Below are 20,712 nucleotides of genomic sequence, written 5' to 3'. Positions count from 1 at the left end.
TGCGGCCTTTCCGGAGGATAGCCATGGCCACGCAGCTTGCACCCGAAGCCCAGCAGTTCACCTACCGCAGCTCTCCCACCGCGATCGAGGCGTTCACCGCCTGGCTCAAGGACAATCCGCAAGCGATCCCGGCGCATACCCACAAGTGGGATGTCAGCCGCTCGGATATCTATGTAGAGGACCGCTGGCAGCCGATCTTTGCAGAGATGCGTCGCGAAGCCCCGGTCAATTTCGTGCCCGAATCGCCCTATGGCGCCTACTGGAACGTGGTGAACCACAAGGCGATCCAGCACGTCGAATCACTCCCCGAACTCTACTCCTCGTCATGGCAGTACGGCGGCATCACCATCGGCGATCCGCCGGCCGATACCGATCCCGCGCTGCTGGCTGAACGTCAGCTGCCGATGTTCATCGCGATGGACCGCCCCGAACACACCGGCCAGCGCCGCACGGTGGCGCCGGCCTTCACTCCGGCCAAGATGGTCGAGATGGAGCGCGAGATCCGCCAGCGCACCGGCGAGGTGCTCGATTCGCTGCCGTGGGGCGAAAAGTTCGACTGGGTCGACAAGGTCTCGATCGAACTGACCACCGGCATGCTCGCGCTGCTGTTCGGCTTTCCGTGGCCTGACCGCCGCCTGCTGACGTTCTGGTCGGACTGGGCGGGCGACGTGGAACTGGTGCTCGCGCGCGAGCTGTCGGACATGCGCTTCGGCTTCCTTGGCGAGATGGCGCACTATTTCCAGCGCCTGTGGGGCGAACGCATGCGGTCCGAGCCGTCGGGCGATCTCATCTCGATGATGATCCACTCCGAGGCGATGAACCACATGAGCCCGCAGGAATTCATGGGCAACCTCGTGCTGCTGATCGTTGGCGGCAACGATACCACGCGCAACACCATGTCGGGCATCGTCCATGCGCTCGACCAGTTCCCCGACCAGCGCGACCTGCTTGCCCGTGATCCCTCGCTGATCCCGAACGCCGTGCAGGAGTGCATCCGCTATGTCACCCCGCTCGCCCACATGCGCCGCACCGCCACGGCCGATGCCGACCTGTTCGGCCAGCAGATCAAGGCAGGCCAGAAGCTGATTCTCTGGTACATCTCGGCCAACCGCGACGAGACCGTGTTCGAGAACGCCGACAAGTTGATCGTGGACCGCGACAATGCCCGGCGTCACCTGTCGTTCGGCTATGGCGTGCATCGCTGCGTCGGCGCGCGTCTCGCCGAGCTGCAACTGCGCATCCTGCTCGAGGAAATGCACGAGCGGCGGATGCAGGTGCGCGTTGCCGGCGAAGTCGAACGCGTCCGCGCCAACTTCGTCCACGGGTTCCGCAAGCTCGAGGTCATGCTCGAAAAGCGGTAATCGGGCATACAGGCGATCGTGCTATGACTTTCGTCACGATGGTGGAGGCAGGGCCGGGCTAGATAGTTCCAAGTCCTGCCGGTGGACACTCCGCCCCCGAGGTAACACCCTCTCTCCCATCGGCAGGACAACCTGAGGTTTCGCCCATGATCGCCACCCGCCGCCGCTTCGTCGCCTTTCTCGCTGCAGGTTCGGTCCTGCCTTTCGCCAGTGCCTGCAGCGCCAAGCCGGCGGCCAAAGGCACCTTCCCGATCATGAAGAGCGAGGCCGAGTGGCGGCGCCTGCTGACAGCGGAACAGTTCTACATTCTGCGCGAGGAAGGCACCGAACGCCCGTTCACCTCGCCGCTGCTGAAAGAGCACCGCAAGGGCACCTTCGTTTGCGCGGCAGACGGCCACCCGCTGTTTTCATCCTCCACCAAGTTCGATAGCGGCACTGGCTGGCCCAGCTTCTGGAAGCCCTTGCCCAAGGGCGTGGCAACCAGTTCCGACCGCTCGCTGGGGATGGTCCGCACCGAAGTGCACTGCACGCAGTGTGGCGGCCACCTCGGCCACGTCTTTGATGATGGCCCCGCACCCACGGGGCTGCGCTATTGCATCAATGGTGACGCGCTGAAGTTCCGGGCCACCTGACCGCGCCACTTCTGTCCGGCTTGCCGGCGCTTGGGCATGATTCGCGATTGACGGCCCCGTGAGCGATGCCCACGGCAGGCCCGTGCGCCGCAAACTCTTCACATTACTCGTATTGCTGCCGCTGGCGGTGCTGGTCTGGGCAACGCAGCGCAACGACCCATTCACGTTCGATCGCCGGGTCGTCGTGACTGACCTCCTGCCAAAAGTCCCCGCAGCGGAGCGAGAGCAGCTTGGCCCCTTCGTGTTGCAGCAGGCCTGGTTGCTGGAAGGCGGGGATCATCGGTTTGGCGGCTATTCGGCGCTGGTCCCGCAAGAGGGCGGGCTGCTGGCCATAAGCGACCGCAATCGCACGCTGTCGATCCCCGTGCCGCTCAAACCCGGTGTCTTCACCTCGCCGATGCCGAACATGGTGGTGCAGCGTTGGCCCGATGGGCACACCAGCATCGGCTTCGATACTGAAAGCGTCGTGCGTGACCCTGCCGATGGCAGCCTGTGGACCGGACTGGAGGACGACGTGCGCGTGGTGCGGACAGACCCTCGAACCGGTGCCGCCAGTCTTATCCCGGTGAACGAAACGCGGGACTGGCCGCGCAATGGCGGAGCCGAGGCAATGGCCCGCCTGCCCGACGGGCGCTGGATTATGCTCTGCGAATCGTGCGGGACCGGCCGCGGTGGTCTGCACCTCGGACTGATGTTCAAGGGCAGGCCAGGACTGTCGAAAGCCCAAAAGTTCGGCTTTCTGGTTCCTGCCGGGTTCGATCCGGTGGATGCAGTGCCTTTGCCTGACGGTCGGCTCCTCATTCTTGTGCGCAAGCTGGGCCTGTCACCACCCGGTTTTTCGGCGCGGATCGTGCTTGCCGATGTTTCGCGCCTCGATCCGCGACGGCCATTGCCGACAGTCGAGCTGGCCCGTCTAGAAGGGCCGGTCCTGCACGAGAACTGGGAAGGGATGGCGCTGACGGCGGGCAAGGCCGGGCTTTCGCTCTGGCTTGTCTCTGACGCCAATGCCTCAACCTTTCAGCAGACGCGGCTGCTCAGGCTGGAGTTCGATCCGGCGCATCTTCCGGGCCGATAGCGAACACAGCAAAAGCCCCCGTTCCACATGGGAAAGGGGGCTCTCGATGTTTCGACCCTTGCGGGCTGAAGGATTAGGCGGCGTTCGCCTTCACCAGCTCGCGCTTCACCTTGAGGGCGCGCGTCGAAAGCTTGGTGTCCGACTGCTTCAGCAGCCAGTTGTCGAGACCGCCGTTGTGCTCGACCGAGCGCAGACCATGGGTCGACACGCGGAACTTGAAGCTGCGCTCCAGCTTCTCGCTCATCAGCGTGACGTTCTGCAGGTTGGGCAGGAACAGACGCTTGGTCTTGTTGTTGGCGTGGCTTACGTTGTGACCGACTTGGCGGCCCTTACCGGTCAGTTCGCAGATACGCGACATGGCTAAAACTCGCTTGTGTTCGATAATACCTATCGGGAAGGCGCGGCTCTTATCGATTCACCGGACGAAGTCAAGGATTCGGAGTTTGAAAGCGACGATCCGCCACTTATACCCCGCGCCATGACCCGCTGGCCCCTGCCTGAACCGATGCGACTGGCCTTTGCTGAAGCCCGTAAGGCTGCCGATGAGGGCGAAGTGCCGATCGGGGCGGTGATCGTCAAGGACGGGAAGGTCATCGCTGCCGCCCATAATCAGCCGCGCAAGCTGTGTGACCCCACCGCCCACGCCGAAGTGCTGGCGATTCGGGCTGCCGCTGCGGCGCTGGGGCAGGAACGTCTCGCAGGGTGTGACCTGTGGGTCAGCCTGGAGCCTTGCGCGATGTGTGCGGGCGCCATTGTCCACGCCCGCATCGACCGCGTCTATTATGCGGCCAGCGATCCCAAGGGCGGCGCGGTGGAGCATGGCGCGCGGGTGTTCGACCAGCCGACCTGCCTGTACCGGCCCGAAGTCTATTCCGGCATGGGAGAAGGGGAGGCCGCTGACCTGCTCCGCAGCTTCTTCCGCGAGCGGCGTTAGAAGGAGCGCCAGATCCTCACGGGCACCGTGTCCGGCGGCCCGGCGTTGCCGATCGGGCAGCGCGCGGGCTTGAGCTTGCGCGAATGGCACAGATGCACCTCTCGTAGCCAGCCGTCGCGGCCGAGCAGCAGGCGGAACATGTCGGGCCGCAGGCGCGGATTGGCGATGACCAGCGCCTGCTTGACCTTGCCTACGTCCAGCGACTCGGTGCGCGACAGGCGGGCCATGTCGGGAAACTCCAGGCTCTGGAACAGCTCGCGGCCCTTCGCAAAGTAATCCGCGGGGCTGATGCCCATGCAGGTGCCGTGCTTGGTCCATTCGTGCATCATGAGATCGGCCGAAGGCGTGGTGCAGAAGTTGCGGCGCAGGACTTGCGCATCGGGCAGCAGCCGCGACGGGCAGTACTGCGGATACTTGCCGCCCTTGCCATCTGGCCAGAGCCCGTGGAGCACGAAGCCGAAGCGCCCCTGCCGGCCCGAACACTGCGTGGCATGGCGCGGATCATCCTTGCGCGTGCGACAGAACTCGGGCGACCAGCTGATCGCCAGCGTGTAGCCGGTCGTCGGCACGACCCGCGTCGGCGCATCGGGCGCGGGCAGGGGCGGCACGCTGATCTGCGGCGGCACCTGACACTGCCAGCCCTGCGCGAGGGCGGGGGTGGATGCGATAACCGCGACCGCTGCCAGCCAGCGCATGGTCAGTCTGCCTTGCCCTGCTTCAACCACGCCGTCGAGGCTGGCAGGAACATCAGCACGCCTGCGCCAATCATCAGCAGGATTGCGATGACCGAGAAGATGGCGAAGGGAATGCCGATCATCGTCGCTACTGCCGGAATGCCACCCAGCCCCAAGACGTCGAGCGCGATCACGGCAACAAGGAACCAGCGCGCTATCGCAAAACGCCCGCGGGACACTGCGAGCGCAAGACCGATGGCGACCAGCGCGTTTGCAAAAGGGCCGATCAGCAACTCGTTGCGGCCGACTTCCAGCGCGGCGGCCATGGCCCCTGCATTGGCAACGATGTTGACGATGCGGATCAGCTGGCTGGCGATCACGCTGATTTCAAAGGCTCGGATGGTGGCGGGACGCATCTTGGGTTCCGTTCAGGCGAGGGGCGTGAAATCGAGGCCAATGTCGGCGGCAGGCGCGCTTTGGGTCAGGCGGCCGACCGAGACGTAATCGACGCCCGACGCGGCAATTTCGCCGATCGTGTCGAGCCGCACGCCGCCCGAGGCCTCGCACGGCACGCGGCCTGCGACGAGCGCCACGGCTTCGCGCAAGCGGTCAGGGCCCATGTTGTCAAGCAGCAGGCGGGTTGCTCCGGCATCGAGCGCGGGCAGGATCTGGTCGATATGATCGACTTCGCAGATCACATCCTTGACGCCGGCAGACAGTGCGCGGCGCACGGCCTCCGCCACGCCGCCTGCCACAAGCACGTGGTTGTCCTTGATCATCGCCGCATCCCACAGGCCCATGCGGTGATTGGTCCCGCCGCCGGTGCGCACGGCATACTTTTCGAGGTGGCGCAGGCCGGGGATGGTCTTGCGGGTATCAAGCAGCTTTGCGTTCGTGTCTCCCATGGCATCGACATATTGGCGGGTCAGTGTCGCCACGCCCGACAGGTGCTGCACGGTGTTCAGCGCGCTGCGCTCGCCCGTGAGCATGGCGCGGGCATTGCCTTCGAGCCGCATCAGGTCCGAACCCGGTGCCACCCTTGCGCCTTCCCCGACCAGGATCTCGATTGTCATGTCCGGATCGAGCGCGCGGAAGAACGCGGCCGCGATTGGCAACCCGCAGACCGTGATCGCATCGCGGCTGTCCATCACGCCCGAAAAGCGGGCGTCTGCCGGGATCACGCTTTCGCTGGTCACGTCATGCCCGCCGCCGGGCAAGCCGTGACCAAGATCCTCGGCCAGCGTTGCCGCGACGAAGGCTTCCAGATCGAAGCCGGGAATGGAGAAACTGCTCATGCAGAGCGCATTACCATTCCCGGCCTTTCTGTCGAGGTCAGTGAACGAAGCGCGCGACCACGTCGCGGTAGGAGCGCGACACCTTCACCTCGGCACCGCTTTCCAGCACCAGGAAGCATTCGCCGTTGGTATGCGGCTTCACCTGGCGGACCTGATCGAGATTGACGATCTTCGAGCGGTGCACGCGCTGGAACACGCGGGGATCGAGGCGGCGCTCGAGATCCTTCATCGTTTCGCGCAGGATCAGCGAATTGTCGCCGGTGTAGATGCACATGTAGTCACCAGCAGCCTCGATGCGCTCGATCGTGTCGACGTCGACGCGGAAGATCTTGCCGCGATCCTTGATGTTGATGAGCTTTTCGAAGCGGCCGACCACCGGCTCGCCCTCGTCCTCGATCTCGGGCATGGCGCCGGGCGCCACTTCAGCGAGCACGTTCTTGAGCTTGTCGGCCTCTTCGCGGCTGCGCTTTTCCGAAAGCCGGGTGCGCGCGCGGTCAAGCGCGTCGGCAAGGCGGTCCTCCTCCACCGGCTTGAGCAGGTAATCGACCGCGTTGGCCTCGAACGCCTTGATCGCGTGTTCGGAATATGCGGTCACGAACACGAACAACGGCGGGTCGATTTCCATCACGCCCTTGACCACCGAGAAGCCGTCAAAGCCGGGCATCTGGATGTCGCAGAACACGAGGTCGGGCTTTTCGGTCTTGATCTTGCGGATGGCCTCGCGGCCGTTCGAACAGGTGTCGATCACTTCGACATCGGGGAAGGCCTGAAGGCGGAGCTGCAGCCCCTGAATGGCCAGTTTCTCGTCGTCGACGAGGATCGTGCGGATCGTCATGCGGTTCCCTTGGGTCTTGTCCAGACTTGGATCACGTTGCGCCCCCGAAACGGTCCCCCGTTGGAGTCTGCCTGATGGCAGGACGGGTAAAGTGGCAGTCGGTTCCCGAGATCATGCACCAACCCCCATGCCGGCCCCGATCGGGCGCCGGACGGGAATGCCTGGTACAGGCTCGGCCTTTGCTTCGAACGGCAGTTCGAGCACGACCTGAAAACCCCCTTCCGGGCGGTTTGAAATATCGAAGCGCTGGTTCTCGCCATAGGCCTGGACCAGACGGTCGCGGATGTTGGCAAGGCCGATCCCGGTGCTGTCACTGCTCACGCCGAACACGCTTGAAGGATCGGTGCCCGGGGGCAAGCCCGGCCCGGTGTCCGACACGGTGACCCGCAGCATTGGACCGACGAGTTGCGCCTCAACCGTGATTTCCGCGCCGTACTCCATCGGGCTGACGGCATACTTGATCGCATTTTCGACCAGCGGCTGCAGCAGCAGCGAGGGCATCAACCCGTTGCGCACGGCATCGTCGATGCGGAATTCCGTCCGAAGGCGCTCCTCAAAGCGCATGCGCTCGATATCGAGGTAGAGCTTCAGCGTCTCGATTTCCTGCGCCACGGTGACCCGTGCGGTCGGCTCGTTCACCAGCGTGTAGCGCAGGAACGAGGACAGGCGCGAAAGCATCGCGTTGGCCGGTTCGGTCTGCTTGAGCAGGACCAGCGTGGAGATGGAGTTGAGCGTGTTGAACAGGAAGTGCGGGTTGAGCTGGTAGCGCAGCATGGCCAGCTGGGCGCTGGTCGCCTGCGCTTCCAGCCGCATCAGCTGGTCGTTCTGCTCTTCCACCTGCAGGAAAAAGTTGATCGCGTAATAGAGCCCGGTCCACGAGATCACGAGCGTGAGGTCGAGGTAGAAAACCCCGAGGAATAGCTGCGCGAAGCTGGCATCGCCGCCCTGCCGGTAAAGGCTTATCACCCACGAATCGATGAAGGCGTAGAGGCCGACCGCCACCGACATCGCGATGGCGGTCACGCCCCAGGTCACGATCGGCCGCCGGTTGATCAGCGCGCGATAGATCACCGACAGGATCAGCGAGATCGAAAAGCCGGTGATCGTTGCGATGACGACGATGACGAGGAACGACCACGGCTGTGCATTGGCGATGGACGACATCGCACGCAGCAGCATAGCGCCGCCCCAGCCCATGAACTGCAGGCGCCAGAAGGCTCTGTTCTTGTTGCCGAAGAACGGCGTCGGTCTGAACGGCAGCGCGGCCATGAAAAGGTTTGTAACCGTTCGGACCGGCCTAGGCTAGTCCGCCCCTGTTTCTTCCGGCTCAGCCCTTGCGTGCTGCATCGATGGCGGCCTGCAGGTCTTCCTGCGGAACTGCCCCGTGAACGAGCTGTTCGCCGATCACCCAGGCGGGCGTTCCATTTATGCCGAGCTGGCGGGCCAGCTGCAGGTTGCGCTTCAGCTCTTCCTCGACATCGGGCCGGGCCGCAAAGGTCCTTGCCGAGGCGAGGTCGAGCCCTGCCGCGGTTGCCGCAGCGGTGATGCTGGCGTCCGAAGGCCGGGCGCCTTCGAACATCGCCTTGTGATAGGCGGGATACTTGCCCTGCGCTGCGGCGGCCAGAGCCATGCGTGCGGCGGGCGCGCTTTCGGGCGCGATGATCGGCAATTCGCGCACCACCACGCGCAGGTCCGGGTTCTTCGCGATCAGCGCGTCGAGCGTCTTCACGCTTTGTCGGCAATAAGTGCAGGCAAAGTCGGTGAACTCGACCAGCGTGACCTTGCCGTTGGGATTGCCCATGACCGCACCGGGGAAGGGCGTTTCCAGCGCGCCGCGCATCGGACCGATCTGTGCTGCCGCCTCGCGCTGTTGCAACCGCTCCATCGCTTCGGGCAGGACTTCGGGGTGTTCGAGAATATAGGACCGCACCAGTCCTTCGATCGCGGCGCGTTCCTTTCCATCGATCCCGGCGCTCGCCAGCGAGGCTTCAAGCTGCGCGTCGTCACTTGCTGCGGTGCCGGCGTCGCGGTGGGCGTACCACCATCCTCCAGCAGCGCCGCCTGCGGCAAGGAGCAGGGCGAGGGCGGCGAATGCGCCAATGCGGCGGGGCTGTGTATCTGACATCGACTGGTGCCTAGCGGGATTTCTTCTGGCGTTCCATCATTGCCCGCGCCGACATCGCAATGTCCTGCGCGCGCAGCCAGTCGGGCGTGCCCTTGGGCAGTGCCGCTTCGGCCGCCTCGGCGCTGCGCACGGCTTCGGCCAGTTGCATGTTCATCAGCTGCTGTTCGGCACTGGCAAGGCGCGCGCGCGGAATGTCGCCCTTGGCTTCATAGACCACGCCGAGCTGGTACCAGGTGAAGGGGTTGTCCCGATCGCGCGATGCCGAGGTCTTCAGCACTTTCTCGGCTTCGGCAAAATTGTCCTTGTCCTCGGTGGCGATCAGGGCGTGGCCAAAGGTCGTCGCTATCAGCGGCTCGTTGCCGGTCAGCTGTGTTGCCTTGCGCAGTGGCGGCAGGGCATCGGCGGGGCGGCCGGATTCGAGCAGGATCTGTCCTTCCAGCTCGAGAAAATAGGGGTTGTCCGGATCGCTGGCGATCAGGGCCCTGGTCTCCGCCAGCGCCTTGTCGACGTAAGCCTCCTTGTGGAAGGCATAGGCGCGGGCATAGCGCGCGGGAATATCGGTCATGTAGTCGGGGTAGGCGCGCAGCGTGTCCTGCGGTTCGGCCAGATAGCCATTGAGCTTGGCCTTGACCCGCTGGAACCGCGCCTGCAGCTCGGCCGGGGGCGGGGTGTTCCACGCCGGGTCCTTTTCATAGACATCCTGAAGCGTGGTCAGGCGGTCGGACGTCATCGGGTGGGTGCTGTAGAACTCCGCGTCCGGATTCTTGCTGGCATTGTAGCCATAGCGGAATTCCTGGTTCTGCAGCTTCTTGAAGAACTCGATCGAACCGCGCCCGGAAATGCCGGCGTCTGAAAGGAACTTCGCGCCCGCAGCGTCGGCCGAGCTTTCCTGCGCGCGGCTGAAAGCCAGGAACTTGCCCAGCGCGGCCTGCTGCCCGGCCATGAACACGCCAAGCGCGGCATCGGGCGATCCTGCGGCAGCCGCCAGCCCGCCGAGCAGCAGCGACAGTACGGTGATGCCGGTGGCCGGCTTCAGCCCCTCGTTATAGCGGATGATGTGGCCGCCGGTGATATGGCCGAGCTCGTGCGCGATCACGCCCTGCAATTCGTTGACGTTGTCAGCCGCGCTGATCAGCCCCGAATGGATATAGATCGCCTGACCACCGGCAACGAAGGCGTTGATCGATCCGTCGTTCAGCAGGACCAGATCGATGGCGTTAGGGTTGAACCCCGCCGCCTTGAAGATCGGCGCGGAGGCATCGCGGAACAGCGCCTCGGTCTCCGCATCGCGCAGCACCGATTGCGCAGCGGCAGGCTGGATGCACAGCGACAGCGCGGCAAGGAGCGCGAGCAGGCGCGCAAGGAGCAGGGCGGGGATTCGGACTGTCACGGCGCTCGGACTATCGGCCAGCAGCCTGAACCGCAACTGAAGGTGCCGTGACCCTGGCGAGGAACGGCAGCACCGTATCGAGCGCGCGAGTATCGCGCGAGAACGGGCGCGCGAACATCATGATGATGCCTTCGTGGGTCACGCCGTCGAGCAGGACCGGCTGGTTCGGGGCGCCTGCCTCGGTCAATCGCCGGGCCAGCGCCTTGGAATTGCGCGGCTTTACCCGGGTGTCGGCATCCCCGGTCACCAGCAGCAGCGGCGGCGCGTCCTGGCGTGCGAAGTTCACCGGCTGAGTTCCGGAAAGATCAGGCGCATCGCCGAAGCTGTTGATGGTCGCCGGCGAATCGAGGGGCAGGAAATCGAACGGTCCGGCAAGCGAGACAGTCCCGCGGATTACCCGCGTATCCAGCCCCACGCCATTCAGCCAGTGCGGATCAAGCGTGAGCATGACCACGTTGTAGGCCCCGGCCGAATGCCCCATCAGCGCCATGCGCGCCGGATCGCCATGATACTTCGCGGCATTGTCCTGCACCCATCGCAGGGCGGCAGCGCCGTCCTCCAGCATGCCGGGAAACTTCGTCTGCGGGTGGAGCCGGTAGCCCGCTAGCACGACCGCATAGCCCTGCGCGCACAACGTCCGCGCGATGAAGCGATAGTCGTGGGGATCGCCGCTCGCCCAGCTGCCACCATGCACGAACACCACGATCGGCAGCGTGCCCTTGGCGCCTTGCGGCACGAACATCTCGAGCTTTTGCGCCGGGTCCTTGCCATAGCGCTCGGCCGCGACCTGCTGGATCGCGCCATCGCCACCGTTGAGCAGTTTGTCGGCGCCGTCGAGCACGGCCACGGCGTTTTCCTGCATGGCATGGCGGTAGGCAAGATAGCCCACCAGCCCGAGCAGGACGAAGCAAAGCACCGTCCAGCCGATCCATCCCATGCGTCGCTTGCCCTTGACCGTCCGTGCCATGGGGCACTGGCTAGCAGGCTGCCGCCATTGCGCAAGGCACCTGCAGGGGCAGTGGGTCAGCCGATCAGATGGCGCGCCGCGCGTTCGAACAGGGCCGCGTCATCGTGCACCTCGCCCAGCGCGACGATCTCACCGCTTTCAAGGCGACGCACCACCACCAGCGCGAACTCCTCGCCTTCGGGCGGCGCGATCTCGCTCACCTTGCGTGCCGGCAGCGCGCGCAGCGATTGCGCCAGCGCTTCGGGCCCGCGCTTGGCCAGCGCCTTGCCGGCTTCCTCGCGGCGCAGACGGCGCTCGGCATTGATCACGCCCTTGAGGCCGCCGGCAGCCTCGGAAAGATAGGCACCCAGCTCGCCACGGCGCAGGCCGATGCGTTGCGCATGGGTCAGCGCGGTGGCGTACTCGGTCAGGCGCGTCTTGTCGTAGTCGGCGCCAAACACCAGCTTGACCACCGGCGTCATCGGCGCGCGCTCCTGCATGGTCAGCCCTGCGTCGTCCAGCAGTTCGGCAAACTCTTCAGGTTCAGCCTGCGCTGCCAGGGCGAAGTCCCAGGCCCGCCCGATCGCGGCATAAAGCGCGCTGCGGGTGCGGTCCTCGCTCGAATTGGCAACGAGGGCCAGTTCGCGCGCCGAAGCGAGCCAATCGGCCAGGGCTTCCGGTTCATCGGCAGGTGCGCCTGCGGGCAGCGGCAGGATATCGTCGTCGAGCCCGAAGGCGGGCTCAGGAAAGATATCGCCGTCAAGCGAGGCCGGGCCATCGGCCCAGGCATCGGTCGGCTCGATCAGCGGACGGCGCGGCTGGCTCTTGATCGGTGCCGAATCGAGCGCCTGCCCGATTTCCAGCAGCAACTCGTCGGTCGTCGCCTGGTCGGCCAGTTCCTTCCAGTTGATCGCGCCCATGATGTAGTCGATGCGCGTTCCGTCCGAGGATAACGGCAGCAGGATGCCACGGTAGAGGATTGTGCGGCCAAAGTGGTTCACGAACTCGGCTTCGAAGCCGATCGGTGCCTGATTGGCGATGATCTGCATGTAATGGTCGGTGATGCGTGACAGCAGCGACCGGCCGGGCACCTGGCTCAGGCGGGTGATCGAGCTTTCCGTGCCGCACTCGTCGGCCAGCTTCGCGCCGAGGAAGGCGATCGCCGGGTCTTCGATCCCTTCGTCGAAGTGTAGCAGCACGAGGTTGTCGGCAAAGTCCGGGTAAGTGCCCGAGAGCAGCGGCGCGACCAGCGGGAACGAATGTTCGCCCAGCAGGCCTGCCCAATAGTTGTAGGCGCGCACCTGCATGCGGCGCTCGTCCTGCCCCACCACCGGCGGCGGCTCGCTCGGCACGTCGTCCTCGAAACCGCTCAGGTCGAGTTCGGCCTCGGCGGCATCACGATCAAATCCACGCAAAGTATCCATCAGGCTCACCTGGTCCCCTTTATGGGATGCAGGTCTGGCGCAACTTCGTGAAGAAGTGCTTAAGTTGCGCCAGTGGAGCTTATGTCAGGTTAACGCGCGGCGATGGCCGCAGCTTTGGCGAGCAGCCGTTCGCTTTGCGCAAGATGCAGCAATTCCGCCATTTTCCCGTTCACCCGCAGGGCGCCCTTGCCGGCGTTGGCAGGGTCGGCAAAAGCCGCAACGATTGCTTCCGCTTCGGCGATATCTCCCTCCGACGGGGCAAAGATGCGGTTGCACACGGCAAGTTGCGCCGGATGGATCAGCGTCTTTCCATCGAATCCCGAATCGCGCGCCTGCACGCATTCGCCCTCGAGCCGTGCGGTATCCTCGATCGCGTTGCACACCCCGTCGAGGATCACGAGGCCATTGGCCCGCGCCGCCAGCACTGCCATGGTCAGCACCGGCAGGAACGCCATGCGCCCCGGCAACTGGGCGATGCCGCTATCCTTGGCGAGATCGTTGAGCCCCAGCACGAAGCCTGCAAGGCGCGTGGTTGCGGCGCAATCGGCAATCCGCTCCAGCGCCAGCACGGCGCGCGGCGTCTCGATCATCACCCACAGCCTGACCTCGGGCGCAAATCCAGCCGCGTCCATCGCTGCGGAAAGCGCCTGGACATCGCCGGCATCGTCCACCTTGGGGGCCAGCACCGCCTCGACCGGCGCCTGCGCCAGCGCTGCGAGATCGTCATGCCCCCAATGCGTCGACAGGCCGTTGATCCGCGCGATCAGCCGGCGATGCCCGAAGCCGCCTGCCTGCACTTCGGCGACCAGCGCCGCGCGCGCTTCGGCCTTGGCTTCGGGCGCCACCGCATCTTCCAGATCGAGGCACACGGCATCGCAATCGAGGCTGCGCGCCTTGGCCATCGCCCGGGCATTGCTGGCTGGCATGTAGAGAAGCGAGCGCAAAGGGCGGGCGTCGGTCATCGCGAGAACTTTCCGTCTTCAGCTTTTCACGGCAGGAACAGCGTCCAGCCGCCCCTCTTCGCGCGTCGGCATAGGCGCAAAAAAGTGCATGGCAAGCGAAAGCACCAGCCATGCAGCAGCGGCATGAAGTGCGGCCGGCAGGCTCGAGAGATCGGCCACCGTGCCCCAGCACCATGCCCCCAGCGCCATCCCGCCGAACGTGACCGCCTGGTAGATCGACAGGCAGCGGCCGAGAATGTCTTCCGGACTGCGGAGCTGCATCGCGACGTTAAGGCTGGTCATCGCGCTGGCCCAGCCCATGCCGCCCACGAAAGCGGCCACGACTGCCATCGGAATGCCCGTCGCCGAAGCCATCAGCACCTGCGCGCAGGCGAAGATCAGCGTCGCGCCGGTCACCACGGTCTCGCTGCCGAGCCGCTGGCGCACTTTCGAGACGAACAGCGCCGTCACGATCGAGCCGATGCCGAAGCCGCCCAGCATAAGGCCGTAATCGAGCTCGCTGCCCTTGAGCATGTCGCGCGCCACACTTGGCATCAGCGCCTGCAGGCCTGCCGCGCCAAAGCCGATGGCGAGGCCACGCAGCAGGACTTTGCGGATCGGGGAAGACGACGCGCAGAAGCGGACACCCCGGCCGATCGCAGCAAGCATCGGTTCGCGCATCGGCGGCAGCGATTCGGGCCGCCAGCGCGACAGCACCACGATCATGCCAAGATAGCTCACCGCGTTCAGCGCGAAAGCGAGGCTGGTATCCCACAGCGAGATCAATATCCCGCCCAATGCAGGCCCAACGCTCCGCGCCAGGTTGAACGAGATCGCGTTGAGCGAGATCGCCTGCGGCAGATCCTCGCGCCCGACCTGGAGCCGTACCGATGCCTGCCAGGCCGGCCCGTTCAGCGCCGTGCCCATGCCCACCATCAGCGTCAGCGCCAGCAGGGATAATGGCCCGACATTGCCGGTATAGGCGAGCACGGCCAGCACCGAGGACACGACCAGCATGCCCGTCTGCGCCGCCAGCATCACGCGGCGGCGGTCGTAGTTGTCGGCAATGGCGCCGGCGAACACGCCCAGCAGCAGGATCGGGATCGTCGCCGAGGCCTGAACCAGCGCCACCAGCACGTGGCTGGTGGTCAGCTCGGTCATCAGCCATGCCGCGCCCACCGACTGGATCATCGAGCCGATGTTGGAGAACAGGTTGGCCGTCCAGATGGCCCGAAATGCGGGGTAGCGGAACGGCGCCAGGGAACTTCGATTGGCAGGCTTGGCAGAAGCGGCTGGCACTACAGGTATCGGACCTTCATCTTCATGCGGACAGGTGCGCCGCCGGTAACGTCAAAGGCTGCTGCCTCGAACTTGGGCGCCGACATCTTGACCGGCGCATCGCGCGAGAAGCCGAAGCCTTCCTTCGGCAGGAACAGCGTCTTGTCCATCTTCTTGTTCCCGTTCTCGTCATGCAGGAGAACGATGGCATATCGCCCCGGCATCACGTCGCGGATCACCAGGGGGCCGGGCTGGTCTGCCCGGATCGAGGCGGTGCGGCGGTTGGGGTCCTTGTCGCATCCTTCCGGAAACAGTTTGGGATTTGCGCTCATGCACAGCCAGATCATGCCCTTGGCATTGCGCAGTCCGTTGATGTCGACCGTTACGCTGGTCGGCGCGGGAGCGTTTCCGGCGAGGAGGAGGGGCAGCAGGAATGCGATGCGCTTCATGGTGCGGACAGTCCCTTGTCTGTGCCGCACAGCCGATCCCAGAAACGGAAATAGAGACCGTAGTTGCAGCGGTAGAGTTCGTGGTGACGATGGTGGTGGCTCGCCGTTATCAGCCAATTCCCTGCGCCAGAATGAACGAGCCAGCGGGGGAACATCTCCCAGCCCATGTGATTGGTCACGCCCATCACGGTCATCACCAGCAGCACCAGTCCGAGCATCCCGGCATGGATCGGGATCACGAAGACCAGCGCCGGGATCAGCAGCGAGACGATCGCCGCCTCTATGGGATGGAAGTTCATGGCGGCCCATGCCGTCGGCGGGCGGCTGGCGTGATGGATCGCGTGGACCTGCCTGAACACCGCCGGGCGATGCATCCAGCGGTGGGTCCAGTAGAACCAGGTGTCATGGATGAAGAGGTAGAGTAGCAGCGAGACTGGCATCCACCACAGCGGATAGGCCAGCGGATCGGCATAGATTTTCGTCCAGCCGCGCTGCTGCCAACCCCACGCGACCACGCCTGCCGGCACGCCATAGATCGCGGCGGTCGCGAGGCTCCAGGTGATTTCCGAACGGATCTGCTTGTCCAGCCCGGCGTAGTGGCCGGGCCGCACCTTGTGCGTCGCCCAGGCGAACATGCCGCTGGTGATCAGGTAGCGCACCGCGACGATCACGGTCATGGCAATCGCCGAGGCTAGAACGCTGTCCATCGCGTCGCTCTATGCCAAGGTTTTGAGCGCGAGGACAGCCCTGCCTTGGAGCAGGGCCGAACCTCTCGCAGCTCAGCTCGCGCGGCGAACCTTGTGCTTGTGGGCGCCGACGCCCGGCGCACCGCGCGGACGGAAGCGGCGCGGCTTGCCCGCGTCCTCGCGCTCGCCACCGTTGAGCGTGGCTTCGAGCACCGGATTGCGCACCGGCCCGCGATCGGCAGCGCCGCCGTCACGACGCTCCTGACGCGGCGAGACGTCGCGCGGACGACCGTCGCGACCTTGCGCGCGGCCGCCGTGGGCCTGGCTGTCGCGGCGCTGGCCACCACGTCCTTCGCCACCACGGCCCTGACCTTGGCTGCCGCGACCACCATTGCCGCGTGCATCGCGCGCGTCACGGCGAGCATCCTGCTCCATTTCCGCAGGCTTGCGGCTCGGCGCCGGCAGCCTGGCGGCTTCGGCCATGAAGTTCTCGGGCAGGCCCATCGTGTCGATCTTGACCCGGGTCAGCTTCTCGATGTCCTTGAGGTAGGGCTTTTCGTCCGGCGCGCAGAAGCTGATAGCGATGCCGTCAGCCCCGGCACGCGCGGTGCGGCCGATGCGGTGGACGTACTGTTCCGGCACGTTGGGCAGTTCGAAGTTGAACACGTGGCTGACGCCCGAAACGTCGATGCCGCGCGCGGCGATGTCGGTGGCGACGAGCACCGGGCACGAACCCTGCCGGAACGCTTCCAGAGCAGCGGTGCGCTGCGCCTGGCTCTTGTTGCCATGGATCGCACGGGCGTCGATCCCGGCTGAAGTCAGGTGGCGCACCACGCGGTCGGCGCCGTGCTTGGTGCGGGTGAACACCAGCGCGCGGTCAAGCTCCTTGGATGCCAGCAGCGCACGGATGCGCAGCGTCAGCAGGGCCTGCTTCTCGGCCTGGTTGATGAACGTCACGTACTGTTCGACGCGCTCGGCCGTGGTCGAGTTCGGGGCAACTTCGACGCGCACCGGATTGACGATGAACTGCTTGCCGAGGTCCTCGATCGCCTTGGGCATCGTTGCCGAGAAGAACAGGCTCTGGCGGGTCTTGGGCAGCAGGTTGGCCACGCGCTTCAGCGCATGGATGAAGCCGAGGTCCATCATCTGGTCGGCCTCGTCGAGCACGAAGATTTCGGTGCGCGAGAGCGTCAGCGCGCGCTGGTCGATCAGGTCGAGCAGGCGGCCCGGGGTGGCAACGAGAATGTCGACGCCCGGCACCAAGCGGCGGGCCTGCTTGCCCACCGGCACGCCGCCGAACACGCAGTCCACCGACATGTTGAGGTAGCGGGCATAGCCCTTCATGTTGTCGGCGATCTGGGCGGCCAGCTCGCGCGTCGGGGAAAGCACCAGCATGCGGCACGAGGCCGGCTTGCGCGGTTGCGGGTTGGCAGCAAGGCGGTGCAGCGAAGGCAGCGAGAACGCGGCGGTCTTGCCGGTGCCGGTCTGCGCGATGCCGAGCAGGTCGCGGCCCTGCAGCAGGGCCGGGATCGCCTGGCGCTGGATCGGGGTGGGATCGTTGTAGCCCTTCGTTTCGAGGGCGCGGAGAATGGGTTCGGCAAGGCCGAGTTCAGCAAAGAAGGACATGAATATGCTTTCGTCGGCGCATCGGCAAAGGGCCGACGCGCGAGGGTGTTCGCTTGTGCGCACGCGCCAAGACGGCACGAGCGGGGTCGATCGTGCGACCCATGCGTGAAAGGGGAAGCGGGCGGGGCAACAACCGTTCGTCCGGAGCGGATTTCTGCCATTTCAGCGAAATCTCACGCCAGCATCCGGACTGCAGCGGAATGGTCCGCCACCGGTCTTGCTGCGGCGCACATAGGCACGGGCGCGCGATAAAGCAAGGAAATTCGGGCAAAAGGCGGTTGCATGCCGCCTCCTGCACCGCCAACGTGACGGCAAAAGGAGTGGGTCGATGCGTTTCACGTCTGGTCTGATGGCTGCTCTTGTGCTCGGCGCTGGCACCGCGCAAGCCGCGCCAAAGGGGGCCGAGGAGAAGATGGCCACCACCGTCGATGCCGAACAGGCGCGCACGCTTAAGTTCCTCGAAACGCTGGTCAACCAGAACTCGGGCAGCCGTAATCTCGAGGGCGTGCGCAAGGTGCGCGATATCGTCGTGCCCGAATTCACCGCGCTGGGCTTCACCTCGCGCTGGATCCCGATGGAACAGACCGGGCGCGCCGGACACCTTGTTCTCACCCACAAGGGGCGCAGGGGTGTGAAGAAACTCCTGCTGATCGGCCACCTCGATACCGTGTTCGAGCCGGACTCCCCGTTCCAGACCTATGTCCTGAATGGTGATAAAGCCACCGGCCCCGGCGTGGGTGACGACAAGGGCGGCATCGCCGTGATCCTCGCCGCCGTTCGGGCCATGCATGCCGCCGGCACGCTGAAGAGCGCCAACATCGAAGTGTTCCTCACCGGTGACGAGGAAGAAGCTGGCTCTCCCACCGAAGTCGCTCGCGCCGATCTCGTCGCTGCCGCCAAGGCTGCCGACGTCGCGCTCGATTTCGAAGGCCTGTCACGCGAGAACGGCAGGGACATGGGATCGATCGCCCGGCGTTCCTCGCAAAGCTGGACGCTGGTTATAGAGGCGAAGTCTGGCCACTCCAGCGGCGTGTGGGGCGCAAACGCGGGCGACGGCGCAATCTATGCAGCAGCGAAGATCGTCGACGCCTTTCGCACCGAACTGCCCGAACCCTACCTTACTCTCAATGTCGGCCTGATCGCCGGCGGGGCCGAGGCGGACGTGGCCGAAGACAATGCCCATGTCTCGGCACAGGGCAAGACCAACATCATCGCTGGCAAAGCCGTGGCGCGCGGCGATCTGCGCACCCTCAGTCCCGAACAGAACGCCGCCGCCATGCGCAAGATGGAATGGATCGTCGCGCGCAATTATCCGGGTGTGACCTCGGCGAAGATCACCTTCAGCGAAGGCTATCCGCCGATGGCCCCGACCGAAGGCAACAAGGCGCTGCTCGGCAAGCTCAATCAGGTGAATACGGCGCTCGACCTGCCGCAGATGCAGCCGCTCGATCCGATGAAGCGCGGGGCGGGCGACATCAGCTTCGTTGCCGCATACGTCGATGGCCTGGTCGGCCTCGGCCCGCACTCGACCGGCGATCACGCGCCGGGCGAAACGGTCGACGTGCCCAGCATCTGGACCCAGGCCAAGCGCGCTGCTCTGCTGATGACCCGTCTCTCGGCAGAGAAGTCCACGCGGTGAGCGAGGCCCACCCGCCCAGTCCCTGCACCGGCGTCTGCGAAGTTGACCGGGTCACCAGCGTCTGCCGCGGCTGCCAGCGCACGCTCGACGAAATCACCGCATGGTTCACCGCCACGGCGCCTGAGAAGCATGCGATCCTGCGCGATCTCGCCGCCCGTCAGAGCGTCAGCATCAGGTCCACATAGCCGTAGGTGGTGTTCCCTGTCGGCGGCGCATTAGGCGCGTCGCGCAGCAGACCCCGCTTGAACAGCACCGCGGCCCCGCCATCCACCTGCAGCAAACCCGGCACGATCCAGTGGCGCACGCGCCCTTCGATCTGGTGCCCGCCAAGGCTTCCGGAACTGCCGCTGGCATCGCGCACGCCGGTCGCGGCAAACTGGTCGCGCCGGTTCTCGGCCCAGGCCGTTCGCCACGCCACGAAAGCATCGGTCCGTTTCGACGGCGTCACTTCCACTCGGAGTGACGGCGAAACGATATTGCTCCGCCGGAATGGCCCATAGAGGCCGTTCGGGCCGAACTCGAAGCGGCGCGCCGAATAGAGCGTGTCGAATCGGGTGAACTTGCGCGGGTCGCCCTTGTCGCCACTCGCGGCATCGAACATCGCCACCAAGCGCGGGCTCCAGCCAGTCGGGAAAGTGTATCCCGCATCGGCGTGGAGGAACCACGCGTACACACCGAGGTCGGTCACGTCCGCCCCACTCGCAGTCCGCCGTGCCTTGCCGAACTGCACCGCGCCTTCGATGTCGTGGTCCCACTCGCCCGCCTTCGCCTTGATGAAGTGCCGCGCCCCCACGGTGCCGATCCGCCGGTTCGCTGTCGCCAGCTTCGCGCCGTCGCGCTCGATCAGGGCGAAGGCATAGGGCTGCAGCGTCCCACCCAGCACTTGCGGCAGGGTTCCATGCGCGCCGAAGAACATCACGTCGAAGTTCTCGCGGTCCCACTGCACCTTGTCGTTGCGGATGCTCGCGGCGTCATCGGGCAGGCGCTGGTGCGGCAGCGCGAACATCAGGTCGAGTTTGCGCCCCTTGCCCCCGTCCAGCGCGAGATGCGCCCCGGTGAAGGCATTGGTCGTATTCCGAAACCGCTGGCGCGCCACCATGCGCCGGTTGCCGAGATCAAGCGTATAGCGCCCCAATGTCAGCGTGCTCTTGCCCGAAAGCTTCACCGCCACGTTCGCCTGCACCAGTTCGAGCGCGTTGACCTCGCCGGCATTGGCGGAAGAGCGCGCGTCCTGCCCCCACGCTCGCGCATCCCACATCTCGGCATTGAACCACACCGGCCCGGCATCATAGCTGGCGGCAAGCTCGGTCCGCAGCGAAATCATGGTGTCTGTTGCAGGCGCGGGGAGGGGCCTGAACTGCCCACCGATCGATTCCACCCGCAGCCGGGTCGAGGCTGACAA

General features: G+C 65.4%; 22 protein-coding genes. 6 read left to right on the top strand and 16 right to left on the bottom strand.

Annotation, left to right across the window (positions count from 1 at the left end):
* The first annotated feature begins 23 nt into the window (after positions 1-23).
* The 3 genes from HGI46_RS09625 to HGI46_RS09615 all read left to right on the top strand — a co-directional run bounded on the left by HGI46_RS09625 (position 24) and on the right by HGI46_RS09615 (position 3,068).
* Positions 24-1,361: a cytochrome P450 gene (locus HGI46_RS09625; RefSeq protein ID WP_168903999.1), complete on the top strand. Its 1,338-nt coding sequence runs from the start codon at positions 24-26 to the stop codon at positions 1,359-1,361.
* Positions 1,362-1,507: 146 nt separating this feature from the next.
* Positions 1,508-1,993 carry a peptide-methionine (R)-S-oxide reductase MsrB gene (msrB, locus tag HGI46_RS09620; protein WP_118072727.1) on the top strand — a complete coding sequence of 162 codons (486 nt, stop codon included), beginning with the start codon at positions 1,508-1,510 and terminating at the stop codon, positions 1,991-1,993.
* Positions 1,994-2,075: 82 nt separating this feature from the next.
* Positions 2,076-3,068 carry an esterase-like activity of phytase family protein gene (locus HGI46_RS09615; RefSeq protein WP_206065641.1) on the top strand — a complete coding sequence of 331 codons (993 nt, stop codon included), beginning with the start codon at positions 2,076-2,078 and terminating at the stop codon, positions 3,066-3,068.
* 73 nt (positions 3,069-3,141) lie between these two features.
* Here HGI46_RS09615 and rpmB read toward each other — a convergent pair whose 3' ends face one another.
* Positions 3,142-3,426, bottom strand: coding sequence for a 50S ribosomal protein L28 (gene rpmB, locus HGI46_RS09610; protein ID WP_039333029.1), 285 nt, complete (start codon positions 3,424-3,426; stop codon positions 3,142-3,144).
* A gap of 120 nt (positions 3,427-3,546) precedes the next feature.
* Here rpmB and HGI46_RS09605 point away from each other — a divergent pair, with 120 nt between their 5' ends.
* Positions 3,547-4,002, top strand: a complete 456-nt coding sequence (locus HGI46_RS09605; RefSeq protein ID WP_168904186.1) for a nucleoside deaminase — start codon at positions 3,547-3,549, stop codon at positions 4,000-4,002.
* Here the strand turns inward: HGI46_RS09605 and HGI46_RS09600 are convergent.
* From HGI46_RS09600 to HGI46_RS09535, 14 genes are all read right to left on the bottom strand, one after another.
* Entirely contained in the window at positions 3,999-4,697 is a 699-nt protein-coding gene (locus tag HGI46_RS09600) for a ribonuclease T2 (RefSeq protein WP_168903997.1), read from the bottom strand. The two genes, HGI46_RS09605 and HGI46_RS09600, sit on opposite strands and share 4 nt — an antisense overlap.
* Before the next feature lie 2 nt (positions 4,698-4,699).
* Positions 4,700-5,092: a hypothetical protein gene (locus HGI46_RS09595; protein ID WP_168903996.1), complete on the bottom strand. Its 393-nt coding sequence runs from the start codon at positions 5,090-5,092 to the stop codon at positions 4,700-4,702.
* Positions 5,093-5,104: 12 nt separating this feature from the next.
* Complete coding sequence (gene nadC / locus HGI46_RS09590) at positions 5,105-5,971, bottom strand: carboxylating nicotinate-nucleotide diphosphorylase (protein ID WP_168903995.1); 867 nt, start codon at positions 5,969-5,971, stop codon at positions 5,105-5,107.
* Positions 5,972-6,008: 37 nt separating this feature from the next.
* Positions 6,009-6,806 (bottom strand): LytTR family DNA-binding domain-containing protein, encoded by a 798-nt coding sequence (locus HGI46_RS09585; RefSeq protein WP_118072722.1) that lies wholly within the window; start codon positions 6,804-6,806, stop codon positions 6,009-6,011.
* 111 nt (positions 6,807-6,917) lie between these two features.
* Complete coding sequence (locus HGI46_RS09580; protein ID WP_168903994.1) at positions 6,918-8,075, bottom strand: histidine kinase; 1,158 nt, start codon at positions 8,073-8,075, stop codon at positions 6,918-6,920.
* 58 nt (positions 8,076-8,133) lie between these two features.
* On the bottom strand, positions 8,134-8,931 hold the full coding sequence (locus tag HGI46_RS09575) for a DsbA family protein (protein WP_118072721.1): 798 nt from the start codon (positions 8,929-8,931) through the stop codon (positions 8,134-8,136).
* 10 nt (positions 8,932-8,941) lie between these two features.
* On the bottom strand, positions 8,942-10,321 hold the full coding sequence (locus HGI46_RS09570) for a M48 family metalloprotease (RefSeq protein ID WP_240344835.1): 1,380 nt from the start codon (positions 10,319-10,321) through the stop codon (positions 8,942-8,944).
* 10 nt (positions 10,322-10,331) lie between these two features.
* Positions 10,332-11,288: an alpha/beta hydrolase gene (locus HGI46_RS09565; protein WP_240946679.1), complete on the bottom strand. Its 957-nt coding sequence runs from the start codon at positions 11,286-11,288 to the stop codon at positions 10,332-10,334.
* Between the two features lie 56 nt (positions 11,289-11,344).
* Positions 11,345-12,691 carry a hypothetical protein gene (locus HGI46_RS09560; protein ID WP_168903993.1) on the bottom strand — a complete coding sequence of 449 codons (1,347 nt, stop codon included), beginning with the start codon at positions 12,689-12,691 and terminating at the stop codon, positions 11,345-11,347.
* Between the two features lie 89 nt (positions 12,692-12,780).
* Positions 12,781-13,653, bottom strand: coding sequence for a CoA ester lyase (locus HGI46_RS09555; RefSeq protein WP_168903992.1), 873 nt, complete (start codon positions 13,651-13,653; stop codon positions 12,781-12,783).
* Positions 13,654-13,671: 18 nt separating this feature from the next.
* Positions 13,672-14,931 carry an MFS transporter gene (locus tag HGI46_RS09550; RefSeq protein WP_118072720.1) on the bottom strand — a complete coding sequence of 420 codons (1,260 nt, stop codon included), beginning with the start codon at positions 14,929-14,931 and terminating at the stop codon, positions 13,672-13,674.
* Positions 14,931-15,359 (bottom strand): DUF2141 domain-containing protein, encoded by a 429-nt coding sequence (locus HGI46_RS09545; protein WP_118072719.1) that lies wholly within the window; start codon positions 15,357-15,359, stop codon positions 14,931-14,933. The genes HGI46_RS09550 and HGI46_RS09545 overlap by 1 nt, the downstream gene beginning before the upstream one ends.
* On the bottom strand, positions 15,356-16,066 hold the full coding sequence (locus tag HGI46_RS09540) for a sterol desaturase family protein (RefSeq protein WP_168903991.1): 711 nt from the start codon (positions 16,064-16,066) through the stop codon (positions 15,356-15,358). The genes HGI46_RS09545 and HGI46_RS09540 overlap by 4 nt, the downstream gene beginning before the upstream one ends.
* A 72-nt stretch (positions 16,067-16,138) precedes the next feature.
* Positions 16,139-17,671, bottom strand: a complete 1,533-nt coding sequence (locus HGI46_RS09535; protein ID WP_118072717.1) for a DEAD/DEAH box helicase — start codon at positions 17,669-17,671, stop codon at positions 16,139-16,141.
* Positions 17,672-17,999: 328 nt separating this feature from the next.
* On the opposite strand from HGI46_RS09535, the gene HGI46_RS09530 reads away from it, so the two are divergent.
* Together HGI46_RS09530 and HGI46_RS09525 are read left to right on the top strand one after the other, a co-directional pair.
* Positions 18,000-19,310: a M20/M25/M40 family metallo-hydrolase gene (locus HGI46_RS09530; protein ID WP_168903990.1), complete on the top strand. Its 1,311-nt coding sequence runs from the start codon at positions 18,000-18,002 to the stop codon at positions 19,308-19,310.
* Positions 19,307-19,495 carry a DUF1289 domain-containing protein gene (locus HGI46_RS09525; RefSeq protein ID WP_168903989.1) on the top strand — a complete coding sequence of 63 codons (189 nt, stop codon included), beginning with the start codon at positions 19,307-19,309 and terminating at the stop codon, positions 19,493-19,495. Before HGI46_RS09530 ends, HGI46_RS09525 begins: the two co-directional genes overlap by 4 nt.
* Here HGI46_RS09525 and HGI46_RS09520 read toward each other — a convergent pair.
* Positions 19,468-20,634 carry an alginate export family protein gene (locus HGI46_RS09520; RefSeq protein WP_240946678.1) on the bottom strand — a complete coding sequence of 389 codons (1,167 nt, stop codon included), beginning with the start codon at positions 20,632-20,634 and terminating at the stop codon, positions 19,468-19,470. The two genes, HGI46_RS09525 and HGI46_RS09520, sit on opposite strands and share 28 nt — an antisense overlap.
* Positions 20,635-20,712: the final 78 nt, after the last annotated feature.

This window comes from Novosphingobium sp. ERW19 (assembly GCF_012641315.1).
Lineage (GTDB): Bacteria > Pseudomonadota > Alphaproteobacteria > Sphingomonadales > Sphingomonadaceae > Novosphingobium.
Note: the sequence above shows the minus strand (reverse complement) of the source record. Positions and strands in the feature narration are given on the sequence as shown.

What these genes read in the sequence shown, in the direction of transcription:
- HGI46_RS09625 (WP_168903999.1), top strand. Translation starts at nt 24, where the DNA reads ATGGCCACGCAGCTTGCACCCGAAGCCCAGCAGTTCACCTACCGCAGC.
- msrB (WP_118072727.1), top strand. Translation starts at nt 1,508, where the DNA reads ATGATCGCCACCCGCCGCCGCTTCGTCGCCTTTCTCGCTGCAGGTTCG.
- rpmB (WP_039333029.1), bottom strand. Translation starts at nt 3,426, where the DNA reads ATGTCGCGTATCTGCGAACTGACCGGTAAGGGCCGCCAAGTCGGTCAC.
- HGI46_RS09605 (WP_168904186.1), top strand. Translation starts at nt 3,547, where the DNA reads ATGACCCGCTGGCCCCTGCCTGAACCGATGCGACTGGCCTTTGCTGAA.
- HGI46_RS09600 (WP_168903997.1), bottom strand. Translation starts at nt 4,697, where the DNA reads ATGCGCTGGCTGGCAGCGGTCGCGGTTATCGCATCCACCCCCGCCCTC.
- HGI46_RS09595 (WP_168903996.1), bottom strand. Translation starts at nt 5,092, where the DNA reads ATGCGTCCCGCCACCATCCGAGCCTTTGAAATCAGCGTGATCGCCAGC.
- nadC (WP_168903995.1), bottom strand. Translation starts at nt 5,971, where the DNA reads ATGAGCAGTTTCTCCATTCCCGGCTTCGATCTGGAAGCCTTCGTCGCG.
- HGI46_RS09585 (WP_118072722.1), bottom strand. Translation starts at nt 6,806, where the DNA reads ATGACGATCCGCACGATCCTCGTCGACGACGAGAAACTGGCCATTCAG.
- HGI46_RS09580 (WP_168903994.1), bottom strand. Translation starts at nt 8,075, where the DNA reads ATGGCCGCGCTGCCGTTCAGACCGACGCCGTTCTTCGGCAACAAGAAC.
- HGI46_RS09575 (WP_118072721.1), bottom strand. Translation starts at nt 8,931, where the DNA reads ATGTCAGATACACAGCCCCGCCGCATTGGCGCATTCGCCGCCCTCGCC.
- HGI46_RS09565 (WP_240946679.1), bottom strand. Translation starts at nt 11,288, where the DNA reads ATGGCACGGACGGTCAAGGGCAAGCGACGCATGGGATGGATCGGCTGG.
- HGI46_RS09560 (WP_168903993.1), bottom strand. Translation starts at nt 12,691, where the DNA reads ATGGATACTTTGCGTGGATTTGATCGTGATGCCGCCGAGGCCGAACTC.
- HGI46_RS09555 (WP_168903992.1), bottom strand. Translation starts at nt 13,653, where the DNA reads ATGACCGACGCCCGCCCTTTGCGCTCGCTTCTCTACATGCCAGCCAGC.
- HGI46_RS09545 (WP_118072719.1), bottom strand. Translation starts at nt 15,359, where the DNA reads ATGAAGCGCATCGCATTCCTGCTGCCCCTCCTCCTCGCCGGAAACGCT.
- HGI46_RS09540 (WP_168903991.1), bottom strand. Translation starts at nt 16,066, where the DNA reads ATGGACAGCGTTCTAGCCTCGGCGATTGCCATGACCGTGATCGTCGCG.
- HGI46_RS09535 (WP_118072717.1), bottom strand. Translation starts at nt 17,671, where the DNA reads ATGTCCTTCTTTGCTGAACTCGGCCTTGCCGAACCCATTCTCCGCGCC.
- HGI46_RS09530 (WP_168903990.1), top strand. Translation starts at nt 18,000, where the DNA reads ATGCGTTTCACGTCTGGTCTGATGGCTGCTCTTGTGCTCGGCGCTGGC.
- HGI46_RS09520 (WP_240946678.1), bottom strand. Translation starts at nt 20,634, where the DNA reads ATGATTTCGCTGCGGACCGAGCTTGCCGCCAGCTATGATGCCGGGCCG.